This window comes from Pseudomonas sp. N-1-13 (assembly GCF_057787095.1).
This window is the reverse complement of sequence record NZ_JBYNRI010000001.1, coordinates 1,655,142-1,674,692: the sequence shown is the minus strand read 5'-3', so window position 1 is coordinate 1,674,692 and position 19,551 is coordinate 1,655,142. Positions and strand designations below refer to the sequence as shown.

The 19,551-nt window shown below is 59.5% G+C and carries 16 protein-coding genes; 4 read left to right on the top strand and 12 right to left on the bottom strand.

Translation table 11 applies throughout. The features are described from left to right. Positions 1-625 precede the first annotated feature (625 nt). From AC3I65_RS07680 to mtnA, 12 genes are all read right to left on the bottom strand, one after another. Entirely contained in the window at positions 626-1,696 is a 1,071-nt protein-coding gene (locus tag AC3I65_RS07680) for an LPS O-antigen chain length determinant protein WzzB (RefSeq protein WP_305467820.1), read from the bottom strand. 195 nt (positions 1,697-1,891) lie between these two features. Beyond that, complete coding sequence (locus tag AC3I65_RS07675) at positions 1,892-2,116, bottom strand: LapA family protein (RefSeq protein WP_047226314.1); 225 nt, start codon at positions 2,114-2,116, stop codon at positions 1,892-1,894. Positions 2,117-2,142: 26 nt separating this feature from the next. Then, on the bottom strand, positions 2,143-2,439 hold the full coding sequence (gene ihfB / locus AC3I65_RS07670; protein WP_047226313.1) for an integration host factor subunit beta: 297 nt from the start codon (positions 2,437-2,439) through the stop codon (positions 2,143-2,145). 146 nt (positions 2,440-2,585) lie between these two features. Then, positions 2,586-2,873, bottom strand: a complete 288-nt coding sequence (locus AC3I65_RS07665) for a hypothetical protein (protein WP_488523601.1) — start codon at positions 2,871-2,873, stop codon at positions 2,586-2,588. 275 nt (positions 2,874-3,148) lie between these two features. Next, a complete protein-coding gene (rpsA, locus tag AC3I65_RS07660; protein WP_014337228.1) occupies positions 3,149-4,843 on the bottom strand; it encodes a 30S ribosomal protein S1 in 1,695 nt (564 codons plus the stop codon). Between the two features lie 120 nt (positions 4,844-4,963). Continuing rightward, positions 4,964-5,653 (bottom strand): (d)CMP kinase, encoded by a 690-nt coding sequence (cmk, locus tag AC3I65_RS07655; protein WP_047226311.1) that lies wholly within the window; start codon positions 5,651-5,653, stop codon positions 4,964-4,966. Then, complete coding sequence (locus AC3I65_RS07650; RefSeq protein ID WP_047226310.1) at positions 5,650-7,857, bottom strand: bifunctional prephenate dehydrogenase/3-phosphoshikimate 1-carboxyvinyltransferase; 2,208 nt, start codon at positions 7,855-7,857, stop codon at positions 5,650-5,652. The genes cmk and AC3I65_RS07650 overlap by 4 nt, the downstream gene beginning before the upstream one ends. A 28-nt stretch (positions 7,858-7,885) precedes the next feature. Then, positions 7,886-8,998 (bottom strand): histidinol-phosphate transaminase, encoded by a 1,113-nt coding sequence (gene hisC / locus AC3I65_RS07645; RefSeq protein ID WP_107322147.1) that lies wholly within the window; start codon positions 8,996-8,998, stop codon positions 7,886-7,888. Positions 8,999-9,011: 13 nt separating this feature from the next. After that, positions 9,012-10,106, bottom strand: coding sequence for a prephenate dehydratase (gene pheA, locus AC3I65_RS07640; protein ID WP_003199233.1), 1,095 nt, complete (start codon positions 10,104-10,106; stop codon positions 9,012-9,014). Then, complete coding sequence (gene serC, locus AC3I65_RS07635; protein ID WP_076385786.1) at positions 10,106-11,191, bottom strand: 3-phosphoserine/phosphohydroxythreonine transaminase; 1,086 nt, start codon at positions 11,189-11,191, stop codon at positions 10,106-10,108. Before serC ends, pheA begins: the two co-directional genes overlap by 1 nt. A 233-nt stretch (positions 11,192-11,424) precedes the next feature. Beyond that, positions 11,425-14,088, bottom strand: a complete 2,664-nt coding sequence (gyrA, locus tag AC3I65_RS07630) for a DNA gyrase subunit A (protein ID WP_047226307.1) — start codon at positions 14,086-14,088, stop codon at positions 11,425-11,427. A gap of 447 nt (positions 14,089-14,535) precedes the next feature. Then, positions 14,536-15,612, bottom strand: a complete 1,077-nt coding sequence (mtnA, locus tag AC3I65_RS07625; protein WP_047226306.1) for an S-methyl-5-thioribose-1-phosphate isomerase — start codon at positions 15,610-15,612, stop codon at positions 14,536-14,538. Positions 15,613-15,718: 106 nt separating this feature from the next. Between mtnA and AC3I65_RS07620 the strand changes: the two genes are divergently transcribed. From AC3I65_RS07620 to AC3I65_RS07605, 4 genes are all read left to right on the top strand, one after another. Then, positions 15,719-17,050, top strand: a complete 1,332-nt coding sequence (locus AC3I65_RS07620; RefSeq protein ID WP_047226305.1) for a TRZ/ATZ family hydrolase — start codon at positions 15,719-15,721, stop codon at positions 17,048-17,050. Positions 17,051-17,111: 61 nt separating this feature from the next. Further along, positions 17,112-17,810, top strand: coding sequence for a bifunctional 2-polyprenyl-6-hydroxyphenol methylase/3-demethylubiquinol 3-O-methyltransferase UbiG (gene ubiG / locus AC3I65_RS07615; RefSeq protein ID WP_047226304.1), 699 nt, complete (start codon positions 17,112-17,114; stop codon positions 17,808-17,810). 4 nt (positions 17,811-17,814) lie between these two features. Continuing rightward, positions 17,815-18,486, top strand: coding sequence for an N-acetylmuramic acid 6-phosphate phosphatase MupP (gene mupP, locus AC3I65_RS07610; RefSeq protein WP_047226303.1), 672 nt, complete (start codon positions 17,815-17,817; stop codon positions 18,484-18,486). A gap of 208 nt (positions 18,487-18,694) precedes the next feature. After that, on the top strand, positions 18,695-19,435 hold the full coding sequence (locus AC3I65_RS07605) for a YciK family oxidoreductase (RefSeq protein WP_488523600.1): 741 nt from the start codon (positions 18,695-18,697) through the stop codon (positions 19,433-19,435). Positions 19,436-19,551: the final 116 nt, after the last annotated feature.

The following is a 19,551-nucleotide window of genomic DNA, read 5'->3' as shown; positions in this document are numbered from 1 at the left end:
TATATCTTCATAAGTGCGCACAGCTATAGAATGCTGAGTTACGACTATGTAGCAACCATTAAAGACAGAGCTCCATCCATACTCAAGAAGACAACATCTACAGCCAACCCAGGTTGATTTAAGCGCCCGTGAAGGGTACGGAGAAATTTCAACCGAATTTTCGCAAAGCGAACTGATAGGCGCGATAGCAATGGACCGGATTCATTTTATCGCACCAAAATAGCCAGCCAATTAACTTTACCACTGCATCAACTATAAAAAACATCAAGTAAAATTAGCTGTAACAAGCAGCTTAAATGCAGCCAAGGCCATCTCCTGCGACAGCAGCCGTAGCTTTACGCCAACAGACCCACTTCTGCGTGTGCATGAAAATTCGCACACTAGTAGAGGATATCTACCACCACTATTGCGAATACCTACAACGCCTTGACCAGTGTTTAAAATTACCCAACAAATACTCAGACCAACTCCAAAGAGACGAACACCTTGGAAGTTGGCAAAAACGTTAAATAGCCTCCCACCATCAAAAAACCAAATTTGATGAAGAAAGGCTATTCAGGTCACACCGCAGCTATGCTTCCCACATTTAAAATTTCAATATTCACTGAGATTTATGGAACGGCGCTCAGCCTCTCCCAGCCTTTCCACCCCATCGACCATCTTGATTGCGGAAAAATACAAAGTAAACCAATGCCATAAATACACCCAACACAAGCCCAGCAAAAAAACCAAACCCGACGATCAAGCTTTTCCTGGGTTTTATCGGACTCTCCGGCACCTCAACACTACCATCCTGCCGATAAACCGAAATTCTTTCAGGATCAACATTCAACTTACGATAAAAACCGTACTGCATCTGAAGCGGCCGTAAATCAGTGATAAATGCATCATCAGAAGACCTGGACTCCAGCGCATTGATTTCCGCTGCCAATGCTTTGCTACCCCGCTGGTAATCCATTTTATCGCCGGTCTCTACCGTGATATCCACCGCTGCAGAAGAGTTGATTATCGGCGAGGTCAAACCGATCGTTTCAGCGATCTTCAACGCCTCCCGCAGCTGCTGAATGCGGTCCTCGCGAACTCGCTGGGCAGTCTCGCGCAAGCTCACAATTTGCTGCTCAAGGTTACGCGCATTTACCGACGCCTCGGTGGTCACGTTCTTGACCAGCTCCGACTCAGCAGCTTCGCTGGCGTGTTGGACGTAGATCTTTGCCCATTCGGTGGCCCGGACAGGGTCTCCACCTTGAACGGTCACCGAAAAGCGATCTGGCGTATCTTTTCCCGGCCCCTTGATCACCAGCTCCCGGGAAAAGCGCGCGTACAAACGGTCGAGAGCGCCCTGTCGTTGAGACTCTTCAAGGGAAGGAAGATAAACCTCATCGAAAAATTTCCGACGAAGGGATTCACCTTGGAGGTTTCTGGCAAAAACGTCATAAACATACTTGATCGAATAAGGTTCCAGCTCAGTGCTTTTCCCACGACCAAAATTCAGCTCGGCTATATCATTCTGCGTTGGCGGCATGATGAAAAGCTTGGACTCATAGACCGGCTTACTGAGAAGCGCATACGCAGCCGCACCTACCGTGACTAAAAGAGTCACACCAATGATCAGCCATTTTTGGGACCAAAGCCCCTGAGTAAGGGCGATAAGGTCAATCTCATCAGAGCGATGGGTTTCGACTTGATTATTTTGCATCTGAGGCCTCGTGTCCTTTTTTTGACATAGCGCCCGCACACAAACTGGACGCGCTAAAAGGCAGAACGATCAGCCCCTCGGCGGATACCGCAGTAAACTGAGTTAAATTAAACACGATCAAAACGCACCCAAAAGCCAGAAAAAAGTTGCAGACAGTGATCCTTTTACACAAAGACTTCCGGGCTCACACATCCATTATTTAAACCGCCGGCGCAGGCCCATGAACCATGCGAGTAGCGGGCCCAACATCATACCAGCGAGAAATGCCAACAGCACGAAAACCGAAACAGGAACCTGCGGCGTCGACCAGCCCAAGAACAACAATGCGACAGAGTGGGTATTTTCAAGCACAAACAGAACGATGACTGCAGCCACTAGCAACGCGAGCAAGACGAGGGCAAAACGTTTAAAGCGGTGCATGAAATTCCCCTTGCATAAACGCCTCCTTACAGGTCATCCCCCTCCTCCTCATTGACGCGATCCCTGAGTTCCTTGCCCGGCTTGAAATGCGGAACAAATTTACCGTCCAGGCTCACGGATTGGCCGGTTTTGGGATTGCGACCGACACGCGGCGCACGGTAATGGAGAGAGAAGCTGCCGAAGCCACGGATCTCGATGCGGTCTCCGGTCGCCAGGCACTGGGACATTTGCTCAAGCATGGTCTTGATGGCCAGCTCCACATCTTTAGATGAGAGTAGCCCTTGATGGGTGACAATTCGTTCGATCAACTCCGACTTCGTCATATTTTTCCCTTCTTTTTCAAGCAGCTAGGAAAATCGCTTGAAAAGGTTTTAGCATGACCGGAAGAATTTGAACAGCCCAAGTCTTGACATATCTTCATCCTGTCGTATTTGCCCCGCTTCTGCACAAGCCTTGCACTTGAGCGCATTCAACGACAAATGACCAACATCGTGCGGGTCAGGTAGCCTGCCGGATTGAAGCCTAATGGATACTGATCTTCATCCTTGGCATCATCGGAGCGAGTGATGACTTTGTACCCTGCGCCCTTGCACTCCTTCGCAGCGCGCTTGTGGCATTTTTCCCAGCCCGATCCCAGGCCGGAACAATCGACCTCGATGCCACTGACGCCACGCACCGCGTGGGTCTTGGCACTTGTGGTGCAACCTGCCAAGGCCAATACCGCGAATACCGCGAATACCAGGATGAGCCTGTTCATTCGTCTCCTTAAATAGCCAGCACCCGACTGGGTGGTGTCTGACCTGACGCTATCGCGAGCAGGCTCCCCCCACATTGGCCCGGGGAGACCAGGGCATCCACAGTCTAACCTTGAACAGGTGATTGATCTGCTTAAAGAAAGAGACAGTTAGGTTGCAGGATTGGTTTCACTGCCGAGTCAGACAGAGGAGCCAACTTACAAACAGGCCAGTTTTCCCGAATCACGCCCACAAAAAAGGGCGACCGAAGTCGCCCTTTTTTATGGTCTGACAGAACTCAGTTCTGCTTTTCCATCTGTGCACGCAGCAGGTCGCCCAGAGTGGTAGGACCAGCAGCAATGTCAGAGGTAGCTGGCTTGTCGCGCAGGCTCTGGATTGCTTCTTTCTCTTCAGCATCGTCTTTCGACTTGATGGAGAGCTGGATTACGCGGCTCTTGCGGTCAACGCTGATGATCTTGGCTTCTACTTCTTCGCCTTCTTTCAGAACGTTGCGCGCGTCTTCAACGCGGTCACGGCTGATTTCAGAGGCTTTCAGAGTCGCTTCGATATCGTCGGCCAGGGTGATGATGGCGCCTTTAGCGTCAACTTCTTTCACGATGCCCTTAACGATTGCGCCTTTATCGTTCTCTTGAACGTACTCGGAGAACGGATCGCTTTCCAGTTGCTTGATGCCCAGGGAGATGCGCTCGCGCTCTGGGTCAACCGACAGGATAACGGTGTCCAGCTCGTCGCCCTTCTTGAAGCGGCGTACGGCTTCTTCGCCCACTTCGTTCCAGGAGATGTCGGACAGGTGAACCAGACCGTCGATGCCGCCGTCCAGACCAATGAAGATACCGAAATCGGTGATCGACTTGATGGTGCCGGAGATTTTATCGCCCTTGTTGAACTGGCCAGAGAAATCTTCCCATGGGTTAGATTTGCACTGCTTGATGCCCAGGGAGATACGACGACGCTCTTCGTCGATGTCCAGAACCATAACTTCCACTTCGTCGCCGACTTGTACGACTTTCGAAGGGTGGATGTTCTTGTTGGTCCAGTCCATTTCGGAAACGTGTACCAGACCTTCAACGCCTTCTTCCAGCTCAGCGAAGCAGCCGTAGTCGGTGAGGTTGGTAACACGAGCGGTGACGCGGGTGCTTTCTGGGTAACGGGCTTTGATAGCAACCCATGGATCTTCACCCAGTTGCTTGAGGCCCAGGGAAACACGATTGCGCTCGCGATCGTACTTCAGAACCTTGACATCGATCTCGTCGCCAACGTTGACGATTTCCGAAGGATGCTTGATACGCTTCCAGGCCATGTCGGTGATGTGCAGCAGGCCATCGACGCCACCCAGATCGACGAATGCGCCGTAATCGGTGAGGTTCTTGACGATACCTTTGACCTGCTGGCCTTCCTGCAGCGATTCCAGCAGAGCTTCACGCTCGGCGGAGTTCTCGGCTTCCAGGACACTGCGACGGGAAACGACAACGTTGTTGCGCTTCTGGTCCAGCTTGATGACCTTGAATTCCAGCTCTTTGCCTTCCAGGTGCGTGGTGTCGCGCACTGGACGGACGTCAACCAGGGAACCTGGCAGGAACGCACGGATGCCGTTAACGTCGACAGTGAAGCCGCCTTTAACCTTACCGTTGATAACGCCCTTGACCACTTCCTCAGCTGCGAAAGCCGCTTCCAGAACGATCCAGCATTCAGCGCGCTTGGCTTTTTCACGGGACAGCTTGGTTTCACCGAAGCCATCTTCAACCGAGTCCAGCGCAACGTGAACTTCGTCACCGACGTTGATGTTCAGTTCGCCAGCGTCGTTGTAGAACTGCTCAAGCGGGATGAGTGCTTCAGACTTCAGACCAGCGTGAACGGTTACCCAGCGAGCTTGGTAATCGATATCAACGATAACACCGGTGATGATGGAGCCTGCCTGAAGGTTCAGGGTTTTCAGGCTTTCTTCAAAGAGTTCCGCAAAGCTTTCGCTCATTTTAATTCCTGTTGATTAGGGCGAAGAATACGCCCGCCTCCACACCCCAGACGGTGTGGGTTAGTTTCATATAAAAGAAGCACCGCAGGACTATGACTGGTCCCCTGCGGAGCTTCCTGGTCACCCGGCGATATCGCGGATGGCGATTTCGCTCATGATGCGTTGCAACACCTGATCGATGGACAACTCCGTGGAATCCAGCTGTATCGCGTCAGCCGCCGGCTTGAGCGGGGCTACTGCGCGCTGGGTGTCACGCTCGTCGCGTGCACGGATCTCATCTAGCAGACTCGACAGACTAACATCCTCGCCTTTGCCCTTCAACTGCAAATATCGGCGACGAGCCCTCTCCTCGGCACTGGCGGTGAGGAAAATCTTCAGCGGGGCATCGGGAAACACCACGGTCCCCATGTCGCGCCCATCGGCCACCAATCCGGGCGGCTCCTGGAAAGCGCGCTGGCGCTGTAGCAACGCCTCGCGCACCGCCGGCAGCGCGGCGACCTGGGAGGCCCCGGCCCCGACGCTTTCGGTACGAATGACATTGCTGACTTCGTCACCCTCCAGAATGATGCGCTGCAGCTGACCGTCGGTCGCCGCGATGAACTGCACGTCCAGATGCGCAGCCAGGGCCTTGAGCAGCTCTTCGTTGGTCAGATCGACGCCATGATTGGCCGCGGCGAACGCCAGCAGACGATACAAGGCGCCCGAATCAAGCAGGTTCCAGCCCAATTGTTTGGCCAGTATTCCGGCGATGGTGCCCTTGCCCGAACCGCTTGGGCCATCGATGGTGATAACCGGTGCCTTGATGTTCACGACTGTGCCTCTTGTGCTACTCGAATACCGACCTGGGCACACAGCGCCAGGAAGTTCGGGAACGACGTCGCGACGTTGGCGCAATCATGGATGCGGATCGGCGCACTGGCGCGCAAAGACGCAACACTGAAGGCCATGGCGATACGGTGATCACCGTGACCATGGACTTCGCCACCGCCGATCTGGCCGCCGTCGATAATGATGCCGTCCGGCGTCGGCTGGCATTTCACGCCCAACGCGATCAGGCCGTCAGCCATCACCTGGATACGATCCGACTCCTTGACCCGAAGTTCTTCAGCGCCGGTCAGCACGGTGCGCCCTTCGGCACAGGCCGCCGCCACGAACAACACCGGGAATTCGTCGATGGCCAGTGGCACCAGCGCTTCGGGAATCTCGATACCCTTGAGTTTAGCTGCTCGTACGCGCAGGTCTGCAACCGGCTCGCCGCCCACTTCACGCTGGTTTTCCAGGGTGATGTCAGCGCCCATCAGGCGCAGGATGTCGATCACACCGGTACGGGTCGGGTTGATGCCCACATGCTCAAGCACCAGCTCGGAGCCTTCGGCAATCGAGGCGGCCACAAGGAAGAACGCCGAGGACGAGATATCGCCCGGCACCTCAATGTGGGTCGCGGTCAGTTTGCTGCCGGACTCGACGGAGGCCGTGGCACCGTTGACCGTGACCGGGTAGCCGAAGCCGCGCAGCATGCGCTCGGTGTGGTCGCGGGTCGGGGCCGGCTCGGTGACAGTGGTCTTGCCTTCGGCATAGAGACCGGCCAACAGCAGGCAGGATTTCACCTGGGCGCTGGCCATCGGCATGGTGTAGGTCAGGCCCTTGAGCTTGTTGCCACCGCGAATGGTCATTGGCGGACGACCTTCGGCCGCCGTCTCGATCACCGCACCCATTTCCCGCAGGGGGTTGGCCACGCGATTCATCGGCCGCTTGGACAGCGAAGCGTCACCGGTCAGGGTGCTGTCGAAGTCCTGGGCGGCCAGCAGGCCGGACAGCAGGCGCATCGACGTGCCGGAGTTGCCCAGGTAGATCGGCCCCGGAGCCGGCTTGAGGCCGTGCAGGCCGACACCATGAATGGTCACGCGACCGTGATGCGGGCCTTCGATGACCACGCCCATGTCGCGGAACGCTTGCAGCGTCGCCAGGGCGTCTTCACCTTCGAGAAAGCCTTCCACTTCGGTCACGCCTTCAGCCAGGGAGCCGAGCATGATCGAACGATGGGAAATCGATTTATCGCCCGGTACACGAATACGCCCACTCAGGGAGCCACCAGGTTGTGCCAGGAAAATCAGATCGTTGGAGTTCATAGCGTCCACATAGGCCCGACGGGCCAGGATTTTACTGAAATGCTCGCGGGCCACCCTGGCGCGTGTGAAAACGCCCAGCAATTGGTGCCCGTCCCCTGCATCGACCGCGTCGCGCAAGGCGTCGAGGTCGCTGCGAAATGTATCGAGTGTGCGCAGGACAGCTTCGCGGTTGGCGAGGAAGATGTCGTGCCACATGACCGGGTCGCTACCGGCGATTCTCGTGAAATCGCGGAAACCGCCGGCAGCGTAACGGAAGATCTCAAGATTTTCATTGCGTTTGGCCAATGAATCCACCAGACCGAACGCCAACAGGTGTGGCAAATGGCTGGTGGCGGCCAATACTTCATCGTGGCGCTCGACCTGCATGTGCTCGACGTCCGCACCCAGCTCGCGCCACAGGCGATCCACCACTGCCAGCGCAGCCGGATCGGTCTGGTCCAGTGGCGTCAATATCACTTTGTGACGACGAAACAGTTCGGCGTTGGAGGCTTCCACCCCGCTCTGCTCGGAACCGGCAATCGGATGACCGGGCACAAAGCGCGCCGGCATCCCGCCGAAGGCTTCGGTGGCCGCCCGCACGACATTGCCCTTGGCACTGCCGACGTCCGTGAGAATCGCCTGCCCCAGGTCCATGGTCGCCAGGCGTGCCAGCAGCTTCTCCATGGCCAGGATCGGCACAGCCAACTGGATCACGTCCGCACCCTGGCAAGCAATCGCCAGGTCGTCCTCACAGCGATCCACCACTCCCAGTTCCACCGCCAGCCGACGCGACTGCGGGTCCAGATCGACACCCACCACTTCACGACACAGACCGCTTTCGCGCAGGCCTTTGGCGAAAGAGCCGCCGATCAATCCCAGACCGACCACCACCAGGCGACCGATCATAGGTGCAGCAGATTGCAGTGAAGTGACATCAACCACGAGCCAGAACCTTGCTCAACGCCTCGAGAAAGCGGCTGTTTTCCGCTGGCAGGCCAATGGTGACGCGCAGGTGGTTCGGCATGCCGTAGTTGGCCACCGGACGCACGATCACACCCTCGCGCAGCAAGCCCTGGAACACCGGGGCAGCGACACGGCCCAGGTCGACGCAGATGAAGTTGCCTTTCGATGGAATCCAGCTCAGGCCCAACTCACGGAACCCGGCTTCCAACTGCTGCATGCCAGCCTCGTTCAGGCGGCGACTTTCGGCCAGGTAGGCGTCGTCCCCGAGCGCAGCACAGGCAGCGGCCAGGGCAAAGCTGTTGACGTTGAACGGCTGACGCACGCGGTTGAGCACATCGGCCACCACGGCGGTGGACAGGCCGTAACCAACCCGCAGCGATGCCAGGCCATAGGCCTTGGAGAACGTGCGCGAGACCAGCAGGTTCGGGTAGGCGGCGAGAAAATCCAGGCCATCGGGCAAATCGCTGCCTTCGGCGTATTCGATGTAGGCCTCATCCAGCACCACCAGCACGTGCTCGGGCACGTCCTGCAGGAAGTCGTCCAACGCCTGGGCATCGAACCAGGTGCCGGTCGGGTTGTTTGGGTTGGCGATGAAGACGACCCGCGTGTTGGCGTCAATGGCCGCCAGCATGGCGGGCAGGTCGTGCCCCCAATCCTTGGCCGGCACCACATGGGCGTCGGCGCCGACAGCCTGGGTGGCGATCGGGTAGACCGCAAACGCATGCTCGCTGAACACGGCGTTGAGGCCCGGCGCCAGATAGGCACGCGCCACCAGCTCGAGAATGTCATTGGAACCGTTGCCCAGGGTGACCTGGCTCAACTCCACGCCACAGCGCTCGGCCAGCAGGCTCTTGAGGGCGAAACCGTTGCCGTCGGGATAACGGGTCAGCTCGGCCAGCTCGTCCCGGATCGCCTCCAGCGCCTTGGGGCTCGCCCCCAAAGGGTTTTCGTTGCTTGCCAGCTTGACGATGCTGGCCGGGTCCAGATCCAGCTCACGGGCCAATTCGTCCACCGGCTTGCCTGGAACGTAAGGCGAGAGTTGTTGCACGCCTGGCTGAGCCAGAGCGAGGAAGTTGCCACTCATTAGCTATCCGCCCTTAAAGAACTGCTTTGGGGTAGGAACCCAGCACCTTGAGTGCCACTGCTTCCTGACTGATTTTTTCCAGCACACCTTTTACCAGTGGATCGCGGTGGTGGCCGACAAAATCGATGAAAAACACGTAGGTCCATTTACCGCTGCGCGACGGACGGGTCTCGATCCGTGTCAGATCGATGCCATTGTCATGGAACGGCACCAGCAGCTCATGGAGCGCGCCGGGCTTGTTGCTCATGGAGACGATGATCGACGTCTTGTCGTCGCCGGTCGGCGGCACTTCCTGGCTGCCAATCATCAGGAATCGCGTGGAGTTGTCCGGGCGATCCTCGATTTTTTCCGCCAGGCGGGTCAGGCCGTAGAGGCCGGCCGCCATGTCGCCGGCAATCGCCGCCGAGTTCCATTCACCCTTGACCCGCTTGGCCGCCTCGGCGTTGCTGGAGACCGCCACGCGCTCGACATTCGGGTAATGGGCATCCAGCCACTTGCGGCACTGGGCCAGGGACTGGGCGTGGGAGTAGATTCGGCTGATGCTGTCGGTCTTGGTGTTCTCCCCCACCAGCAGGTGATGGTGGATGCGCAGCTCGACTTCGCCGCAGATCACCATGTCGTGCTCAAGGAAACTGTCCAGCGTGTGGTTGACCGCGCCTTCGGTGGAGTTTTCCACCGGCACCACGCCGAAGTTCACCGCGCCCGCCGCCACTTCACGGAAGACTTCGTCGATGGCCGCCATCGGCTTGCTGATCACGGCGTGGCCGAAATGCTTCATGGCGGCCGCCTGGGTGAAGGTGCCTTCAGGGCCCAGGTAAGCGACTTTCAGAGGCTGCTCGAGGGCCAGGCACGAAGACATGATCTCGCGGAACAACCGCGCCATTTCTTCGTTGCCCAGAGGCCCCTTGTTGCGCTCCATGACACGCTTGAGTACCTGCGCTTCACGCTCCGGGCGATAGAACACCGGCACTTCGCCTTCGGCCAGGGAGGCCATTTTCACCCGCGCCACTTCCTGGGCGCAGCGCGCGCGCTCGCTGATCAGCTCCAGGACCTTTTCGTCCAGGGCATCGATGCGCAGGCGCAGCGCCTTGAGTTCTTGCTCAGACATCAACCATGTTCCTTCTCGAACTCTGCCATGTAGGAAATCAACGCATTGACCGCGTTGATATCGACGGCGTTGTAGATGGAAGCGCGCATGCCGCCGACCGAACGGTGACCCTTGAGGTTCAGCAGCCCGCGCTCGTCAGCACCGGCCAGGAACGGCTTATCGAGACGATCGTCGGCCAGGCGGAACGGTACGTTCATCCACGAACGATCGGTCTTGTTGATCGGGTTGCTGTAGAGGCCGCTGGCGTCAATGAAGTCATAGAGCGTGCGCTGCTTCACTTCGTTGAGCTTGCCGATGGCCTCGACACCGCCCTGTTCTTTCAGCCACTCGAATACCAGGCCGGACAGGTACCAGGCCAGGGTCGGCGGGGTGTTGTACATCGAGCCATTGTCGGCGGCGACCTTGTAGTTGAGCATGGTCGGGCACAAGGAACGGGCGCGTCCCAGCAGGTCTTCGCGAATGATGCTGACCAGGATGCCGCTGGGACCGATGTTCTTCTGGGCGCCGGCGTAGATCATGCCGAAACGGGAGATATCCACAGGGCGCGACAGGATGTCCGAAGACATGTCAGCCACCAATGGCACGTCGCCGGTTTCCGGAATCCAGTTGAATTCCAGGCCGCCGATGGTTTCGTTCGGCGCGTAATGAACGTAGGCCGCATCCTTGGACAGGTTCCACTCGTTCTGGCCGGGAATGGCGAAATAGTCGTAGGGCTTGGCCGTGGCCGCGACATTGACGTGGCCGTAGCGCGAGGCTTCTTCGATGGCTTTCTGCGACCAGATCCCGGTGTCGATGTAGTCGGCCTTACCGCTTTCGGGCAGCAGGTTCAGCGGGATCTGGGCAAACTGCTGGCTGGCGCCGCCCTGCAGGAACAGCACCTTGTAGTTGGAGGGGATGTTCAGCAGATCACGCAAGTCCTGCTCGGCCTTGGTGGCAATGGACACGAACTCATCGCTGCGATGGCTCATTTCCATGACGGACAGGCCCTTGCCATGCCAGTCGAGAAGTTCACCTTGGGCACGCTTCAGGACCGCTTCAGGAAGCGCCGCCGGGCCGGCACAGAAGTTATAGGCTCTCTTGCTCACATCCAATCTCGCTCTGATCTGGTGGTCACATCAATCTTCAATCAACACATGACCCAAATGTGGGAGCGAGCCTGCTCGCGATAGCGATGTAACAGTCAGCATCCATGTTGAATGTCAGTCCGTCATCGCGAGCAGGCTCGCTCCCACAGTTGCGCGTCATGTGCAGTGTCGCAAATTTTCAAACGGGACAAACAACAAGGGGGCGAATCTTCATCCGCCCCCTGCATGTCCGCTTAGTCCTGCGGTTCTTCTTCGTCTGCAGCAGCGTCGAGCGGTTGGTCGCCGGTCATGTCGTCAACGTCGGTAGCAAGAGTGCCGTCGAACGCCACGCCCTCCTCGCCTTCCAGCTCCTCGCCTTCGACTTCCGATGGCTCCTGCACGCGCTCAAGCCCGACCAGCGTTTCGTCGCTGGCCAGCTTGATCAGCGTCACACCCTGGGTGTTACGACCCAGGCTCGACACTTCGGCCACCCGCGTGCGCACCAAGGTGCCCTGGTCGGAGATCAACATGATCTCCTCGCCATCGAGCACCTGGACAGCGCCGACCAGACGACCGTTACGGTCGTTGCTGACCATGGCGATCACGCCCTGGCCGCCACGCTTGTACTCAGGGAATTCGCTGATGGCCGTGCGCTTGCCATAACCACGCGCCGAAGCGGTGAGGATCTGGCTGCCTTCTTCGGGGATCAGCATGGAAATCAGCTTCTGGCCTTCCGGCAGGCGCATGCCGCGCACACCGCGGGCGGTACGGCCCATGGCGCGAACGTCGGATTCCTTGAAACGAGTAACCTTGCCGCCGTCGGAGAACAGCATGACCTCACGCTCACCGTCGGTGATGGCAGCGGAAATCAGCACGTCACCTTCGTCCAGCTCCAGGGCGATCAGGCCGACACTGCGCTGACGACTGAAGGATTCCAGCGGAGTCTTCTTCACGGTGCCCTTGGCGGTGGCCATGAAGATGTAGTGACCTTCGGTGTATTCCTCCACTGGCAGCATGGTAGTGATGTACTCATCGCTATCGAGCGGCAGCAGGTTGACCAGCGGACGACCACGGGCGGCACGAGACGCTTCGGGGATTTCGTAGGTCTTGAGCCAGTACACCTTGCCCTTGCTGGAGAACAGCAACAGCGTGGTGTGGCTGTTGGCAACCAGCAGGTGAGCGATGTAGTCCTCGTCCTTGACGCCTGTGGCCGACTTGCCTTTGCCGCCGCGACGCTGGGCCTGGTAGGCGGCCAACGGCTGGGTCTTGGCGTAGCCGCCGTGGGAAATGGTCACCACGCGCTCTTCTTCCGGGATCATGTCACCCAGGGTCAGGTCCAGGCGCGCATCGAGAATCTCGGTGCGGCGCACGTCGCCGTATTCGGCGCGGATCACTTCCAATTCTTCCCGGATCACTTCCATCAGGCGCGTGGCGCTGTTGAGGATGCGGATCAGCTCGCCGATCTGGTTGAGGATTTCCTGGTATTCAGCCAGCAGCTTCTCGTGTTCCAGGCCGGTCAGGCGGTGCAGACGCAGTTCCAGGATGGCTTGCGCCTGTTCCGGGGACAGGAAGTACTTGCCGTCGCGCAGGCCGTATTGCGGGTCGAGATTTTCCGGACGGCACGAGTCGGCGCCGGCACGCTCGACCATCGCCACTACTGCGGTGGATTCCCAAGGCGTGCTGATCAGCGCTTCCTTGGCTTCCGACGGCGTTGGCGAGGCCTTGATCAGGGCGATGACCGGGTCGATGTTCGACAGGGCAACGGCCTGGCCTTCGAGGATATGACCACGCTCGCGGGCCTTGCGCAGCTCGAACACGGTGCGGCGGGTGACCACTTCGCGACGGTGACGCACGAAGGCTTCCAGCAGATCCTTGAGGTTCAGGATCCGCGGACGGCCGTCGATCAGCGCCACGATGTTGATGCCGAACACCGCTTGCAGCTGGGTCTGGGCATAGAGGTTGTTGAGGATCACCTCGGGCACTTCGCCGCGACGCAGTTCGATCACGACGCGCATGCCGTCCTTGTCGGACTCGTCCCGCAGCTCGGTGATGCCTTCAAGCTTCTTCTCTTTCACCAGCTCGGCGATCTTCTCGATCAGACGGGCCTTGTTCAGCTGGTATGGGAGTTCGGTGATGACGATCTGCTGGCGACCACCGACCTTGTCGATGTCTTCGATGGTCGAGCGGGCGCGCATGTAAATGCGGCCGCGACCGGTGCGGTAGGCTTCGATGATGCCGGCGCGACCGTTGATGATCGCAGCGGTCGGGAAGTCAGGACCGGGGATGTACTGCATCAGCTCATCGACCGTCAGCTCGGGATTGTCGATGAGGGCCAGGCAACCGTCGATGACTTCACCTAGGTTGTGCGGCGGGATGTTAGTCGCCATGCCCACGGCGATACCGCTGGAGCCGTTGACCAGCAGGTTCGGGATACGGGTCGGCATGACCGCCGGGATCATTTCGGTGCCGTCGTAGTTCGGCACCCAGTCCACGGTTTCCTTATGCAGGTCGGCCAGCAGTTCGTGGGCCAGCTTGGTCATGCGCACTTCGGTATATCGCATGGCCGCGGCGTTGTCGCCGTCCACGGAACCAAAGTTGCCCTGGCCGTCTACCAGCAAGTAGCGCAGGGAGAATGGCTGGGCCATCCGGACGATGGTGTCGTACACGGCGGTGTCACCGTGGGGGTGATACTTACCGATCACGTCACCGACGACACGGGCTGATTTCTTGTACGGCTTGTTGAAGTCGTTGCCCAGCTCGCTCATCGCGAACAGCACGCGCCGGTGCACGGGCTTCAAGCCATCGCGCGCATCCGGCAGCGCCCGCCCGACGATTACGCTCATTGCGTAGTCGAGGTAGGACTGTTTCAGCTCGTCTTCGATATTGACCGGGAGGATTTCTTTGGCCAGTTCGCCCATGAGAAGCCTGATTCCTTTTTCTGGTGAAACCTCGTCACATCCAGATGGGACGAACGAAGCTCGCCGCTGCAGAACAAGTGCCATGCAGCGACTTACGACAAATCAACGAGTTATGCCATGGATCTGCGCAGTAAAGGCCACCTCGTGAGGCAGCCCTGGAAACCGCCGGATGTTATCACAAGAGCCGCCACGCACCTATCCCCCTGATGCGCATGGAGCATAGTTAGTTGACCGGTGACAGGCTGATATGGGACGAGAGGGGCTTAGAGGCTTGCCGAAAGCAGATTTGAGGTTCAATTCAGGCTCATTTGCTGACTTTCAAGGCCTCATCGCGAGCGGGCTCGCTCCCACGGGGGATCTGTGTATGCCGAAGATTCCGGCCACAACACCGATCCAATGTGGGAGCGAGCCCGCTCGCGATAGCGGCAGACCCGCCACTCAAAGCCTTCAGTGCAACCGCTTGCGACACATCAACTGCGCCATCTTCGCCGTATCCGGGCGCTCGACGATGCCTTTCTCGGTGACAATGGCGTCGATCAGGTCCGCCGGGGTGACGTCGAACACCGGGTTGAAGGCATCCACCTCCGCCCCGACCCGCTTGCCGCCAACCTCCAGCAGTTCGCGCCCGTCGCGCTCTTCAATCGGAATGTCTTCGCCGCTGGCCAGGTTCATGTCGATGGTCGAACTCGGCGCCACCACCATGAAGCGCACGCCATGGTGCATGGCGCAGACCGCCAGTTGATAGGTGCCGATCTTGTTCGCCACGTCGCCATTGGCCGTGATGCGGTCGGCGCCGACGATGACCCAGGTCACGCCCTTGGTCTTCATGATGTGGGCGGCGGCGGAATCGGCATTGAGGGTCACCGGGATGCCTTCATTGGCCAACTCCCACGCGGTGAGGCGCGAGCCTTGCAGCCACGGACGGGTTTCGTCGGCGTAGACGCGCTCGACCATGCCCTCGAGGAACGCCCCCCGGATCACGCCAAGGGCCGTGCCAAAGCCGCCGGTGGCCAGGGCGCCGGTATTGCAATGGGTCAGGATGGCCTGGGCGTTGCCCTGATGCTTGCGGATCAGGTCGACACCCAACTGAGCCATGGTCAGGTTGGCTTCGCGGTCGCTTTCATGGATGGCGATGGCTTCGGCCTCAAGGGCAGCCAGCGGTTCGGCATGCTCTTTCAAGCGCCCCAGCCGGTCGCGCATCCGGTCAAGCGCCCAAAACAGGTTCACCGCTGTCGGCCGCGAGTTGGCCAGCAGGGCAAAATCAGCTTCCAGCGCCGCCTGCCAGTCCCCGCCCTCGGCCACCCGCGCCCGCGCTGCCAGCACCACGCCATAGGCCGCACTGATGCCGATGGCCGGCGCGCCCCGCACCACCATCGAGCGAATGGCCTCGGCCACGCCGGCCGCCGAGGTATAGGCGATCCAGGTTTCCTCGAACGGCAAAATACGCTGATCCAACAGATAGAGGGCGCCATCACGCCAATCGATGGCCTTCACCTTCTCCGCAGCCAACAGTCGATCGCGCATCCCACACCCCGCACTCATGAACAAAAGCCGCCGATTATAGCGATCCCTCCGCGAAGACGCTCGGGTATACTTCGCCATCCTTTATACGCCATGGAACCGTTCCACGATGCCCAAGCCTGCCGTTGCGCTCGACTTATTACTGCTGCCGACCTGGTTGGTGCCTGTCGAACCCGCCGGTGTCGTGCTCAAGGATCATGGCCTGGGCATCCGCGACGGCTGCATTGTGTTCATCGGTCCACGGGCAGAAGCCCTGAAGTGTGACTCAGCCCAGGTCCGCGAACTGCCGGGCATGCTCCTGAGCCCCGGATTGATCAACGCCCACGGCCATGCGGCGATGACCCTGTTCCGCGGGCTGGCCGACGACCTGCCCTTGATGACCTGGCTTGAACAACACATCTGGCCGGCCGAGGGCAAATGGGTCGACGAAGATTTTGTTCGCGACGGCACTGACCTGGCGATCGCCGAGCAGCTCAAGGGCGGCATCACGTGTTTCTCGGACATGTATTTCTACCCCAAGGTTGCCAGCGAGCGTGTGCACAACAGCGGTATCCGCGCACAAATCGCCATTCCGATCCTCGATTTTCCGATCCCCGGTGCCGCCAGCGCCGACGATGCCATTCGTCAGGGCATCGAATTGTTTGGCGACCTCAAGCATCATCCACGGATCAAAGTGGCATTCGGCCCCCATGCGCCCTACACCGTCGGCGACGAGAACCTGGAAAAAATCCGGGTGATCGCCGAAGAACTGGACGCGGCCATTCATATGCATGTTCACGAAACCGCCTTCGAAGTACAGCAGGCTGTGGATAACACCGGTGAGCGCCCCATGGCCCGGCTGGGGCGCCTGGGCCTGCTGGGGCCACGCTTTCAGGCGGTGCACATGACTCAGGTCAGCGATGAAGACCAGGCGTTGCTGGTAGAAAGCAACTGTAGCGTGATCCACTGCCCGGAATCGAACATGAAGCTGGCCAGCGGGTTCTGCCCGGTGGAGCGCTTGTGGCAGGCCGGGGTCAATGTCGCGGTCGGCACTGACGGGGCGGCGAGCAACAACGATCTGGACCTGTTGGGCGAGACGCGTACCGCCGCATTGCTGGCCAAGGCCGTCGCCGGTTCGGCCACGGCCCTGGACGCCCACCGGGCGTTGCGCATGGCCACGCTCAATGGCGCCCGGGCGCTGGGCATCGAAGCGACGGTCGGCTCGCTGGAAGTCGGCAAGGCCGCCGACCTGGTGGCCTTTGACTTGTCGGGACTGGCCCAACAGCCGGTCTATGACCCGGTGTCGCAACTGATCTACGCCACCGGTCGCGACTGCGTGAAACATCTGTGGGTGGCCGGCAAGCCCTTGCTTGAGGACGGCCGCCTGACCCGCCTGGACGAATCGCAGCTCAGTGCCACGGCACAGGCATGGGGTCGTCGCATCAGCGGCCACAACGAATAACCAGGCCCCTTGAGCCACGGCTCGGGCCCTACGATTTTTCAAGTTTTTCGAGGATCTGCACATGAGCAACGTCGACCACGCTGAAATCGCCAAATTCGAAGCCCTGGCCCATCGCTGGTGGGACCGTGAAAGCGAATTCAAACCGCTGCACGATATCAACCCGCTGCGGGTCAACTGGATTGACGAGCGAGTCAGCCTGGCTGGCAAGAAGGTGCTCGATGTCGGCTGCGGCGGCGGCATCCTCAGCGAAGCCATGGCCCAGCGCGGAGCGACGGTGATGGGCATCGACATGGGCGAAGCACCGCTGGCGGTTGCGCAACTGCATCAACTGGAATCCGGCGTCAGCGTGGAATACCGGCAGACCACCGCCGAAGCCCTGGCCGAGGAAATGCCCGAGCAGTTCGATGTGGTCACTTGCCTGGAAATGCTTGAACACGTACCGGATCCATCATCGGTCATCCGCGCGTGCTTTCGCATGGTCAAGCCCGGTGGCCAGGTGTTCTTCTCCACCATCAACCGCAATCCGAAGGCCTACCTGTTCGCCATCATCGGCGCCGAATACATCATGAAGCTGTTGCCACGTGGCACTCACGACTTCAAGAAATTCATCCGGCCTTCGGAGCTGGGGGCCTGGAGCCGCATGGCCGGGCTGACCGTCAAGGACATCATCGGCCTGACGTACAACCCGCTGACCAAGCACTACAAGCTGGCCGCCGACGTTGATGTCAACTACATGATCCAGACCTTGCGCGAGGAGTAAGTCGATGCGTCTCAAAGCGGTTCTCTTCGACATGGACGGCACGCTGCTCGACACCGCGCCGGACTTCATCGCCATCTGCCAGGCCATGCGTGCCGACCGTGGCCTGCCACCGATGAACACGCAGCATATTCGCGACGAAATTTCCGGCGGCGCCCGGGCGATGGTCGCGGTGACCTTCTCCATGGACCCGGAGTCGCCGGGTTTCGAGGAACTGCGCCAGGAATTCCTCGACCGCTACCTCAAGGGCTGCGCGGTGCACAGCCACCTGTTTGACGGCATGGCCCAGGTGCTGGCCGACATTGAGGCCGCCAACCTGATCTGGGGGGTGGTCACCAACAAACCAGTGCGCTTTGCCGAGCCGATCATGCAGCAGCTAGGCCTGGCCGAACGCTCGAAAGTGCTGATCTGCCCCGACCATGTAAAGAACAGCAAGCCGGACCCCGAACCGCTGACCCTGGCGTGCAAGATGCTCGACCTGGATCCGGCCAGCGTATTGTTCGTGGGCGACGACCTGCGGGACATCGAGTCTGGCCGCAGCGCCGGCACCAGGACCTGCGCGGTGACCTACGGCTACATTCACCCGGACGACAACCCGAACCATTGGGGCGCAGATGTGGTGATCGATCACCCCTCGGCGCTGCGTGAAGTGCTGGATAACGCGCTGTGCAGTTGCTGAGCTGACCGTACTCACTGTTGTCGATGCTTTTGTGGCGAGGGGATTTATCCCCGCTGAGGCGCGAAGCGCCTCCTACAGCATCAGGCCAAGCTGCAAAAACTTGGGGCTGCTTCGCAGCCCAGCGGGGATAAATCCCCTCGCCACAGATCAATCCCTTCGCCACACGTGCGCATCACCACGCATTTGTTCTGTTTCGTGAGGTTTTTTTATGTTTGAGTATTCCGCCCGCCCCGACCTGCTCAATGGCCGGGTCATCCTGGTCACCGGCGCTGGTCGCGGCATCGGCGCCGCAGCCGCCAAGACCTATGCCGCCCACGGCGCTACTGTATTGCTGCTGGGCAAGACCGAAGCCAACCTGACCCAGGTCTACGATGAAATCGAAGCGGCCGGGCATCCACAGCCGGTGGTAATCCCGTTCAACCTCGAAACCGCCCTGCCCCATCAGTACGATGAACTGGCGGCGATGATTGAAACCGAATTCGGCCATCTGGACGGCCTGCTGCACAACGCCTCGATCATCGGCCCGCGTACGCCGCTGGAGCAGTTGTCCGGCGAGAACTTCATGCGGGTGATGCAGGTGAACGTCAACGCCATGTTCATGCTCACCAGCACCTTGCTGCCGCTGCTCAAGCTGTCCAAGGACGCGTCCGTGGTGTTCACCTCCAGCAGCGTCGGGCGTAAGGGACGGGCTTACTGGGGGGCTTATGGTGTCTCCAAGTTTGCCACCGAGGGGCTGATGCAAACCCTGGCCGACGAAGTCGAGACCGTCGCACCCATGCGCGCCAACAGCATCAACCCCGGCGCCACCCGCACCAGCATGCGCGCCCAGGCCTATCCGGGGGAAAACCCGCTCAACAACCCTACGCCTGAAGAAATCATGCCGGTCTACCTGTACCTCATGGGGCCGGATAGCACAGGCGTCAACGGTCAGGCGTTCAACGCCCAATAATTGTTCACCTTCGCGTCGCGTCGGTTTACCGTCGCGACGTCCCTGCGCCCGATACGTAGCCAGGCGAACCGCCAAGTCCATGTCGCCCCATGCCGACGACGCGCTCGCCGTTTGTA

Coding starts and splice junctions, on each gene's coding strand:
- AC3I65_RS07680 (WP_305467820.1), bottom strand. CDS start 1,696: ATGCAAAATAATCAAGTCGAAACCCATCGCTCTGATGAGATTGACCTT.
- AC3I65_RS07675 (WP_047226314.1), bottom strand. CDS start 2,116: ATGCACCGCTTTAAACGTTTTGCCCTCGTCTTGCTCGCGTTGCTAGTG.
- ihfB (WP_047226313.1), bottom strand. CDS start 2,439: ATGACGAAGTCGGAGTTGATCGAACGAATTGTCACCCATCAAGGGCTA.
- AC3I65_RS07665 (WP_488523601.1), bottom strand. CDS start 2,873: ATGAACAGGCTCATCCTGGTATTCGCGGTATTCGCGGTATTGGCCTTG.
- rpsA (WP_014337228.1), bottom strand. CDS start 4,843: ATGAGCGAAAGCTTTGCGGAACTCTTTGAAGAAAGCCTGAAAACCCTG.
- AC3I65_RS07650 (WP_047226310.1), bottom strand. CDS start 7,857: ATGATCGGTCGCCTGGTGGTGGTCGGTCTGGGATTGATCGGCGGCTCT.
- hisC (WP_107322147.1), bottom strand. CDS start 8,998: ATGAGTGGCAACTTCCTCGCTCTGGCTCAGCCAGGCGTGCAACAACTC.
- pheA (WP_003199233.1), bottom strand. CDS start 10,106: ATGTCTGAGCAAGAACTCAAGGCGCTGCGCCTGCGCATCGATGCCCTG.
- gyrA (WP_047226307.1), bottom strand. CDS start 14,088: ATGGGCGAACTGGCCAAAGAAATCCTCCCGGTCAATATCGAAGACGAG.
- mtnA (WP_047226306.1), bottom strand. CDS start 15,612: ATGCGCGATCGACTGTTGGCTGCGGAGAAGGTGAAGGCCATCGATTGG.
- AC3I65_RS07620 (WP_047226305.1), top strand. CDS start 15,719: ATGCCCAAGCCTGCCGTTGCGCTCGACTTATTACTGCTGCCGACCTGG.
- ubiG (WP_047226304.1), top strand. CDS start 17,112: ATGAGCAACGTCGACCACGCTGAAATCGCCAAATTCGAAGCCCTGGCC.
- mupP (WP_047226303.1), top strand. CDS start 17,815: ATGCGTCTCAAAGCGGTTCTCTTCGACATGGACGGCACGCTGCTCGAC.
- AC3I65_RS07605 (WP_488523600.1), top strand. CDS start 18,695: ATGTTTGAGTATTCCGCCCGCCCCGACCTGCTCAATGGCCGGGTCATC.